This window comes from Paenibacillus sp. SEL3 (assembly GCF_054602585.1).
In genome coordinates this window covers 4,333,032-4,342,500 of record NZ_CM137725.1, presented here as the reverse complement: position 1 = coordinate 4,342,500, position 9,469 = coordinate 4,333,032, and the positions used below count along the sequence as shown (strand labels likewise).

Genomic DNA, 9,469 nt, shown 5'->3' with positions numbered 1-9,469 from the left:
AAACGCGGATTTACAACGTTAAGGAGCCTTATATTGAATTTCGTTAATCCTCCTTTAATAATTGGATACTAACCCACATCATTTAAGGCAGATTTATTGATCCAATCGGCCTCAACTGGTATGTTGGTCCTACTAGGCCTAACATAAAATAAAAAAGGCTGCCACGGCAACCTTTTTGTTTCAACTTAACTTAATGTACCCGTTAGTTCAATTAAACACTTTCTGATTTTTGGTGGAAAGCGTTAATCTTCTTTTGATGGTCGGTACGTCAATTCAACTGCTCCCTAATGTAAGGTCTTGGTATAGACATGCTTGAGAGACATCGTGTTGATGTTATCTGTAAACATCCGCTTTCCACTCATCCGCCGCTTCCAAGCACCAAGATGTTTCTTCCGGGTTGCCCTTTAAGTTTCAAAACTTCTTATCATCCATTATAATACTTTGATTCAAGAGATACCCAATCTATTCACGTATGGTTCTCACCTGTGACAAAACTGTCGGATGCTATTAGCTAGTTCCTCCGCATGAGTAAGGACAAGCATATGATCGGCTCCTTTGATTTCGGCAAACCTAATTGCAGGTACACGCTTGAAGTGCTCGGCGATATTGTACATATCCGGCCATTCTATGGTTCCTTGTATAAATAACGTACTCGCTGCAACCTTTTCTAAACGTTCAATCGAAGGCGCCTCTGGCCAAAGGACCTCAAAGCTTCTCCACTCGGTGAATACCCTTGTCATGTAGTGATTATGCATTTCAGTCAAAAAACTTCGATGGTGGCTAGCCATCGTAGCCCGATAGATCGGTGCGGCTAAGGACAACTCTACAAGTCTTGTAATATCGGGAGCGACCGCATTCACCGATGTCATATAATTGGTAAATTCTTGCGAATATGCAAATCCCGTTAATGAAGGGGCAATTACCACTAGCCGCTCAACCATAGAAGGATATGATAACGTAAAATCAGTCGCGACTTGCCCACCGATGGAATGGCCAACAAGTGTGACAAGATCCAGTCCGAGATGTTCAAGAAGTTTGCGCAAATCCTCCACAAGTGAAGTCGGCTCTTGCATAGCAGGTGAGCGGCCGGTTCCTCGACCATCGAAGGTAATGATCTTGAATGATTTTGCCAGTCCAGGCACCATATATCTCCATACCCTTGAGTCGACACCTCCCGAGTGAATCATGACTATAGGGACTCCATTCCCCTCGATTTCGTAAAAAAGTTCCACCTTGTCCCCCTCCCCAATGTGGTAATATTTTCTTGGCTACCATTTTAGTCATGACTGAACATACAGTCTATATTAAAAAAGATATCCACTATGAAGTCACTTTGAATAACTGCCCGTCGCTTAATTAATGCCTCGTCATCTTGTGTATAGAGAACGAGAGCTGCTGGGATTATGCGAAAAGTGATGAACAAACATAGCGGAGACATATCCTGGACCATCTTCTACTCAACATACCCAAAATATTTTTTATGCCTCTAAATCCCTCTTTTGTCAGCAGAAAATAAAGTATTAGACTGGCTCTATAAATTGAACAGCGACAGCCGAGGACAAAAAATAAAGTCCTAGACGGTCGCTGTCCGCCACCCTTCACAACTCGGTAGAAACCGCTTTCGCTATCCAAGTCTCCATACCAGTCCCAACACCATTCTCTTACGTTGCCAGACATATCGTAGTAAATTCCTAACTCGTTGGGTTTCCGGGTATCGATTGATTTTGTTTTATTATTGTTGCTATCTATAATAGGCCAGTTCCAGTCTCCAGATAAGTATTTGTCTCCGGCGTTTTTCCAATACCATTCGACCTCGTCAGCATTATTGCTTCCGCTGTATGTGTAGCCCTTGCTCGCCTGACCTCCGTCTGCAGCATATTCCCACTCCAATTCTGTAGGCAATCGGCAACCGTTAGCTCCCTCATTAATCGTTACTGTCCATTTTATATTATCGTTATCATCCTTATTTATTCGGGTCTTTTATTATCCTTGTCTATGTTGTAATACGGTTTTAAGCCCTCTCGTATACCTCTTTGATTACAGTACTCCACAACGTCATACCAACTCACCATTTCTACTGGCAAACTGTCGCCTATGAATACCGAGGGATTACTTCCCATGACTTCAACCCACTCTTTTTGAACTACTTCATATTTGTTGATATAAAAGTTCGATAGGGCCACGCTTTTTCCAGAGTTGTTGTACTTGTTGTTCTGAAAAGTCCCACCTTCCACGAATACAAGGTTATCCCTTTTCTCAAGCTTATCTTGCGAACAAGCGCTGATCACAACCCTTGGTGCTATTAAAAGGAAAATTAATAGCTTTCTCATTGATATATCCCCTTTAAGCTGATAGGGAAAATGATAGGCCATGACGGCCCGCAATTCGCCTCCAGCAGCGTCGAAGGCCGTTCGTCTAGCAGGTAACGGCCTGCAACGCATCCGCACTGACGGATAGACTGGAGGAGAACGGCCATCGGCCTGTCTACAATGCTTAGAGATCGTTGTTTCCTCCATGGACCAATTCGTGTAAATCCTATCAGACAGCTTTCGGAACCCGTTTATCCCGTGAGACAGCCCCAACCGCGCCTGTTCGTTGAACAGCTTGCAGTTAAGTGGTTACCACACCGTTACGTTAGAGCTCCCGCTACTCTGATACCCCTCTGTCGCCAACACCTGGTAAGACCAGTTACTTCCCAGATTCATTCCTTTGCTCGCCCATGCTTTCACGTGGTTGCTGAAAGTGATCGTGGAGTTGCCCCCGGTCGGTCTCTTCGACTGTCGAACACTCCAGTACTGAATAAACGTCGTTTTTTGGCCTTCAATGGAAGGTGCGTCGTATCGCATTGTTGTGTAGATGTCATATGTGCCCCCATCACTGGTCACCGTACCTTTATACGTTCCGGTAGGTCGATAAGTCCCCCAGCTATCAACGACGTAATATTCGATGAGTGAGTTTCTCGTCCACCCGTAGAGAGCCAAATATCCATTACCGGACGGCGCCCAGACACCGGCATTGTAGTTAATCGTTCTGTTTGGCGATCCAGTAGTCCAGCCTTTGCCGACAACAAAATTCCCGGTATCCTTCCATGTTACGCTGTAATTACCGCCTGATCCATTTACAGCATTGACCGTCCCGCCGCCATCGGTCCAATTTTGCCAATAGTCTGTCGCTGCACTTGAGGTTGTTGCAAACAACCCAAAACTCATGGAAGCTGCAAGAACTACCGTCATCATTTTCTTACTAAACTTAAACATACTCTACCTCCTAAAATTTTGTGTTTGTCCCATACACTTGCTTGTTGGTTGATTCTCTTTGCAGTATATCACCTATCCGTGCCATATTCCGTATTTTTTTACTTTAACCTCCTTTCTGAGTGAAATTATAGAATAATAGCGTTTGCATATAAACCTAGCAAATTAAAGCTTTAACTCTATTATGTTTAGCTTTATTTGAAATTTTAGAACCCGTCGAGGGCAACAATAGATACCGAGTCCCGTAACGTTGAAAGAAGGGCTTGGCTGCTTTTAATTAATTCGAGCAATATGCGAATCCATTTTTTATGTTTTCCTTTTTAGCTATTCACCTAATCAGCAACGATACCAAGTTCTTGTCCCTTTCGGCAATGGAATCAAGTCTTGTACTCCGACACCTTTGTAGTCTTTTGTTGTTGAGGATTTTCCATTGGTTCAAAATCGGGTCAGTCCCATCACCGCGGGAGCTTTATTTCTGGAATTATTCATTTTACCTTTAACGTTTAGGATTACCTGTCTGACCAAGAATAAATTCAATGCTCACCTTATATGTAGCTTCCACATGTAGTGAACTTTGGCTTGGGTGATGGATTTACGTGAGGATAAAGACTTAGTAAAACAGAATTTATAGAGAGGCATGATGAACATGGTTTTGGAGGATATGCATTATAGGAAATGGCGTCCCAGTGAACGAATAAAGTCAACCGACACTGAGTCTCAAAAAGTGAATTAAAAAATTAGTGATCTTATGGAGATGCTAAAAAAATAAACTACCAGCAGTCGATTTTGAACAGATTGAAGTCATGCTTGATTTACTAAGCGAATCAACTTCCCTACACTCGGCAGCAGCGTTCATCCACGGCTATCGAACGGGGCATTAACGATGATTGAAGTGTTTAGCGGGGAACACGAGTTTATACCAAAACGAGTGTGAAGGAACCAGTAATGGATAGGAAGATTTAACGAATGAGTTCAGAAAAGAGCAGCGAGGTTAGACCACCTGCTCTTTCAAAATAAAAGCGGGCAAACCACTCCGATCTAGTATTTATAGTACCTGAGTTATAATTCGTGAATACTCCGCTAAATTGACGGGAAGCTTGGCATTTTCGTAATAAAGAGAGTTTCCTTTTAATATAATATCTTTTTTCATCACATCATTATAGAGGACTGTTTGACAAGTCTTGCAGCTCTTATTGCATAATGATGACGTTTTCCACTCAGACATAGATGACTTGCTATACAGGATGCTGGAAAAACATCTTCGGGCAGTTGTAATGTGTACGTAAGGGTATACTAATTCCCTGCTAAAAGGGAGCACATCAGTATCAGCATCATCAATATCATTATTATTTACCAGATCATGATTGTCTTTGATATCCAGCTTATTACCTTGTATTCTATTATCATATTGAATAGCAGAAATTTTATATTTACGCATGAACCTAATATTGGGGACAAACCCTCCCGCAGTATTCTGTAAGGCAATTTTCGAATCATCATCAAGCTTGGGAAAATAGTTTGCAATAGAAGGACTTTTTTTAGCTTTATTCAGTAGTCTACCTAAAATAAGTTTAAAGCGGCCGGGATAATGATTTTCAAGAAAATACAACATTCCGAAATCATTAACCACCAACTCATCAAAAATAGATGCTTCACTTACTTCCTTTAAGATGTTCACAATCGTGTTCATACTTTCATCCGTCATATAAGGAGTAATCAAGGTTAGCTTCATGTCGTGCTGCTCACAAAAGCTGATAACTGATTTTAGCTCCCTTACTGTTAAGAAAGTACGCGGGCAAAACTCCTGTCCATAATACAGACGCTGATACTGGTTCTCCACATTCGTTAATTTACGCAGGTCGTCAACCATCATCGCTTTTTCCATATTATACACTCCCCTGAACATTATGAATGCCATTTACATGGTCCAGAATTTCCGGGTAGTAGCAATGTGTAATCAATTGATCGTTTTTCCAGCTATTCTGACATATTTGCGAAGAAATCATGTGATGGTACTCTTCGAAGTTTGCCACCTCGCCGCATAAATCTATCGCTGATTTTATCATCCTGATATCACTTAAAACCTGACTTCTGTCTGAAGCTCTCCCGACCAATTTCAAGCTATCAACCGATAATTGGTTCAGATAATATAAGCTGCACACACCACAGTCACCCTTATTGTCTAAAATCCAGTTTAGCTTTTTCTCCAGCAGTGGTACATCATACGGTATGGGCGTAATACTCTCAATAACCTGATATCTCAAAACACATGGAGGATTAAAAATGACCCCATCATTGTTATTCATAAATCGAGTCCCATGCACAAAATTACAAAAGCCATCTATATAAGTACAGCCTTCATTTTTGATAAAAACCTCAAACTCTGTATTTGGTGAGCTTTCAATTATGATTTTCATTTCTGCCATGGACAAGGAACGGGGCAAAATAAGCCGATCCGCATGAAATTCTTTGGTGTACATTTCTGCTGTGTAACAGTTAAAAATCGTGCCGCCTGTACTGATATGCACATCCACATTCGTTTTCTTATCCGCAAAATAACCGGCCAAGCCCAAATCAGCAAAAATAATAGCATCCACTTCACAACGAACAGCTTGCTCCAAATAGTAATCCAGGATACCAAGCTGCTGGTTGTTATAGCAGTGTTCGTTCATCGTAAAAAATACCTGGCACCCATGAGCATGCGCTATATTCACGACCTCCGCAAGTTCAGCAAAACTGGAAAAGTTCGCATCAGGCCAAGGTCTGCGATTCAAGGCAACGATATAGTTATACCGATCCAACCATTGTTCATCAATGACGCCACAATAAAATTCTTCGGCTCCGGCCTGAATAAAAGGCACTAAATCATCAATGGTCACTAATCCTGTACAAATTCGCATATGTCTACTCCTTTACCAGAATTCCAGCCGATTTTTCAGCCAGATGATGACTAATGATCGCTTTCAACAAAACAATTGTAAACTCCCGAAACAGGACACATGCATTGCTCTGAAGCTGATTAATCAATAAATTGCAACGTCCTCCGCACATATATCTTGAAAAACAACTTTTACAAGGTGCCAAATCGTCCACAGAATCGATACATCCTATCTCGTCGCTTGATTTCTCCAAGCCCGCCTTAGCATATCTATTGCAGCGAAAAAGCGCTCCATCACCATTTACTTGAAAAGAATGTACCCCAGCTTCGCAGGGAAACAATTGGGTTTGATTCGAGTCCAACATACTCAGCATTTTTGCAATATACTCATACTCATTTAATTCACCATAAGAAGGATGGGTATGACGCAAGTTTTTAATGTGGTTTTCTCCCTCTTGCAATTCCTCCTCCGAATACAAGGGACTACAGCCCCTGTGCCATTTTTGTAGAAAAAAATCCAGGTAAGCTGTTGGGCTACTAGGTCTGTAGTCTGCAACGAATTCAGGACGTTCCAGCGGTCCTTCAATTACATTGAAATCAGTCAGATGTAACCTGCGCGCAAGCTGGGCAATTTCGGCCTGAGCCTTGTCCGTGTTTTCCAGTTGATAAACACGCTCTATTTTCACAAAATTAGAAAGGTCATTGGCTCTTTTATGATGTTTAAATTCCGAGCTATAACTGTAATCCGTGACTTCTGAGTAGGGGTTCTCCCTATGAAAATGACCATTTTCGATATCATAGCTAAAAACAGCTTTTGGGGAAACGCGAATTAAGATGACCTCGGTATTCATCCACTACAACTCCTTCGAATCCATCATTAAAGTGCTTTTGGAGGGTACCTCTGTGTTGTTGTAGCTTCTACGGAAAATGAAGACATACAAGCAAAATAAAAGGCTAAACAAGGAATAGATAATCAGGAGTACAGCAATACTGTAGCTTTCAATAAGATGCCCACTGATGATAAGCATCATAGATAGGAGAAGATTATGTACACTGTACACAGTAGATACGGTTGTCGCCCTGCTAGTTTCGCTCGTGATGCTGGTATCAATGTGACTTTGTATTTTTGGAATAATGATCCCCCAGTTAAACCGAAACAAACAAATCAATACGATCCCAAGCCAAATGGACTTGGTTAACGCCATCCCTAAAAAAACAACAGCAAGGATCAAAGGATTAAGTATATATATATACTTCCCTTTGATTAAATGTGATAACTGAGCAGAGATAAGTGGAATAATGCCGAAAAGAGCATAAATAACTCCAAAAAAAGTCGGTGAAATTTTTAAATGCTGTAGATAGGGTTGATATTGAAAGAATACTGAGGTTAGAATGATAGCTGTGAATATATAGTAAATAGAAAATAATAGTAGTTGCCTGTTGACTCTGATTTCCTGAAAGGATTCCTTCATTATTTGTAGAGGGCGAACTCGTTGAAACGCTTTTTTACCTGTTTTGTCTTCATAAACTCTCTCCTCATGAACCAGACACACAAAAAACACCGCTAAAAAATTAGAGAATGCCGAAATGTAAAAAGTAACCGAATAGCTATATTGAATAACTACTGAGCTTAGAAGAGCAGCAGCAATCGTAGACAAAATACTTGCTGAAAAAATTTTTCCGTAGCTACGGTTCAAGACATCAAGCTTGTCATGCTTTTCATGAAGCTTATAAATCAAGCCTTGTTCCGAACCTGATATGAAGGATGAGCCCAATGCAAAAATGATATGAGCTATAATAAGTAGCATATAAGTTTGTAATGATCCCATAAGAAAGATACCAATACATTGAAAAACCGCTCCGATAAGGATAGCCTTTTTCTTCCCAATCAGGTCTCCGATCATTCCCGTGGGTATGTCAAATAGTATGGATGCCGTATAGTAACTGGCCATTACAATCCCAATTTGGGTATAGTTAAGCTTAATCATATTACTAAAATAGAAAACCAAAATGGAATTATATACATAGAATGTGTTCAGAAACCTCAATAAACCAAATAATCTGACCTGACTTTCAAACTTTTTAACCACCTACGCTTCCCCTTCCTCATCAAACAGGCTTACTTCCATTTCAAGTTCCCATAAATGCTCAATCTCATTACGAATACGCTCATTTTCCTCAAAAGAATCAACTGACCAAGTCACAACTCCAGCCACATCACCGGAACTGCCGCTAAAAGACAAGCAGTCACCCACTTGTGGTAAAATATCAGCCCGCTTCACACCTTGTATCTGAAGAAAGTCAGAGCTTGGGGTGACGTGTTTAACCCTTCCTTTCTTCTTATAGAGCAGCAGATACCCGCCATTCGTCTGTGGATAATATTGATTGAAAAGCGGCTGTTCGCCGACAAAAGCGCGAGCCCCCTCCAGTAGCGGGTTTACTCCACATGTATCCTCTATACCAAAAATAATTCCTCCGCCTGCAATTCGTGCCGCTGTTTCGCAAAATAAGATCTCCTGCTGCTTAGTGACTAATAGTTCAGTATGAGCTACTCCACTTGTGATCGGCATTGCACTCAATACTTTGTTATTTGCCGCGATAAGCTGTTGGACCAAGGGCATCTCATGGTCAGGGTAAAAATACCCGCACAGTGGCTTCCCCTCCCTGCATTCCAAAGTGCTATGCGTATAGCAGGCAACTGAAGTGAATGCAACTTGGTTATTATATACAATGCTATCCATATGGAACATTTTTCCATCAATATATTGTTCAATCTCAAATTTTCCGGCATGGTCGTTAAGCAATTGTTCATATTCGTGGATGTTATCCAAATGAACCCGAAACGTATGAAGGGACCCCGCTCCGTCAATTGGTTTAATAATGGCCTCGGGAGCATGTTTAGATAAAAAGTCGATTGCATCAGCAAAGTGGTGAACGGTTCGATATTCAGGAATAAGAATAACTTTCTCTTGAGCAAGATGATTTTTCATCTTTACCTTATCTCTAAAAAAATCACCATCTCTCCCGATGACTCCACACGTAAGACCCAATCGCTCTCTAAGCAAAGCGGTAAACTGCACCAAATCCTCACTCTCGGAAAAAATACCGTTCACGGGCTTTTCATCATGCAGTGTTAGTATAAACTCAACAACTTGAGGTGATGTTAAATCTTCGACACACAAGAAATGGTGATAATGATCACTACAACGCTCAATCAAACGTTGATTATTAGTAATCAACGTTTTTTCATACCTTAAAGAGCTCAAGCCTTCATTCACAATACGAGAAAAGTTTTCGAATTTCGCGAAAATTACATAATGTTTATCCATCCCTAATC

The 9,469-nt window shown here is 41.0% G+C and carries 8 protein-coding genes and 1 pseudogene; 1 reads left to right on the top strand and 8 read right to left on the bottom strand.

What is annotated here, in order from left to right:
- Positions 1-479: 479 nt before the first annotated feature.
- The 3 genes and pseudogenes from ACYCS5_RS19980 to ACYCS5_RS19970 form a co-directional block, all read right to left on the bottom strand.
- Positions 480-1,232 carry an alpha/beta fold hydrolase gene (locus ACYCS5_RS19980; protein WP_318628273.1) on the bottom strand — a complete coding sequence of 251 codons (753 nt, stop codon included), beginning with the start codon at positions 1,230-1,232 and terminating at the stop codon, positions 480-482.
- Between the two features lie 355 nt (positions 1,233-1,587).
- Positions 1,588-2,330: pseudogene (locus ACYCS5_RS19975) on the bottom strand (formylglycine-generating enzyme family protein); the annotation flags it as partial.
- A gap of 288 nt (positions 2,331-2,618) precedes the next feature.
- The gene (locus tag ACYCS5_RS19970; RefSeq protein ID WP_025720875.1) at positions 2,619-3,257 is read right to left on the bottom strand and encodes a glycoside hydrolase family 11 protein; all 639 of its coding nucleotides are present in this window, start codon (positions 3,255-3,257) and stop codon (positions 2,619-2,621) included.
- An 800-nt stretch (positions 3,258-4,057) separates the two neighbouring features.
- Here ACYCS5_RS19970 and ACYCS5_RS19965 point away from each other — a divergent pair.
- Positions 4,058-4,135: a hypothetical protein gene (locus ACYCS5_RS19965; protein WP_340887063.1), complete on the top strand. Its 78-nt coding sequence runs from the start codon at positions 4,058-4,060 to the stop codon at positions 4,133-4,135.
- 164 nt (positions 4,136-4,299) lie between these two features.
- On the opposite strand, the gene ACYCS5_RS19960 is transcribed toward ACYCS5_RS19965, so the two are convergent.
- From ACYCS5_RS19960 to ACYCS5_RS19940, 5 genes are read right to left on the bottom strand one after another with little or no spacing between them, the layout of a single operon-like run.
- Positions 4,300-5,139: a hypothetical protein gene (locus ACYCS5_RS19960; RefSeq protein WP_165150045.1), complete on the bottom strand. Its 840-nt coding sequence runs from the start codon at positions 5,137-5,139 to the stop codon at positions 4,300-4,302.
- A 1-nt stretch (position 5,140) separates the two neighbouring features.
- Complete coding sequence (locus tag ACYCS5_RS19955) at positions 5,141-6,154, bottom strand: peptidase U32 family protein (protein WP_029517539.1); 1,014 nt, start codon at positions 6,152-6,154, stop codon at positions 5,141-5,143.
- A gap of 4 nt (positions 6,155-6,158) precedes the next feature.
- Positions 6,159-6,983, bottom strand: coding sequence for a hypothetical protein (locus tag ACYCS5_RS19950; RefSeq protein ID WP_165150043.1), 825 nt, complete (start codon positions 6,981-6,983; stop codon positions 6,159-6,161).
- A gap of 3 nt (positions 6,984-6,986) precedes the next feature.
- Positions 6,987-8,222, bottom strand: a complete 1,236-nt coding sequence (locus ACYCS5_RS19945) for an MFS transporter (protein ID WP_165150041.1) — start codon at positions 8,220-8,222, stop codon at positions 6,987-6,989.
- On the bottom strand, positions 8,223-9,461 hold the full coding sequence (locus tag ACYCS5_RS19940) for an ATP-grasp domain-containing protein (RefSeq protein ID WP_165150039.1): 1,239 nt from the start codon (positions 9,459-9,461) through the stop codon (positions 8,223-8,225). It abuts the gene before it with no gap.
- Positions 9,462-9,469 lie beyond the last annotated feature (8 nt).

What these genes read in the sequence shown, in the direction of transcription:
- ACYCS5_RS19955 (WP_029517539.1), bottom strand. Translation starts at nt 6,154, where the DNA reads ATGCGAATTTGTACAGGATTAGTGACCATTGATGATTTAGTGCCTTTT.
- ACYCS5_RS19940 (WP_165150039.1), bottom strand. Translation starts at nt 9,461, where the DNA reads ATGGATAAACATTATGTAATTTTCGCGAAATTCGAAAACTTTTCTCGT.
- ACYCS5_RS19960 (WP_165150045.1), bottom strand. Translation starts at nt 5,139, where the DNA reads ATGGAAAAAGCGATGATGGTTGACGACCTGCGTAAATTAACGAATGTG.
- ACYCS5_RS19970 (WP_025720875.1), bottom strand. Translation starts at nt 3,257, where the DNA reads ATGTTTAAGTTTAGTAAGAAAATGATGACGGTAGTTCTTGCAGCTTCC.
- ACYCS5_RS19950 (WP_165150043.1), bottom strand. Translation starts at nt 6,983, where the DNA reads ATGAATACCGAGGTCATCTTAATTCGCGTTTCCCCAAAAGCTGTTTTT.
- ACYCS5_RS19965 (WP_340887063.1), top strand. Translation starts at nt 4,058, where the DNA reads ATGCTTGATTTACTAAGCGAATCAACTTCCCTACACTCGGCAGCAGCG.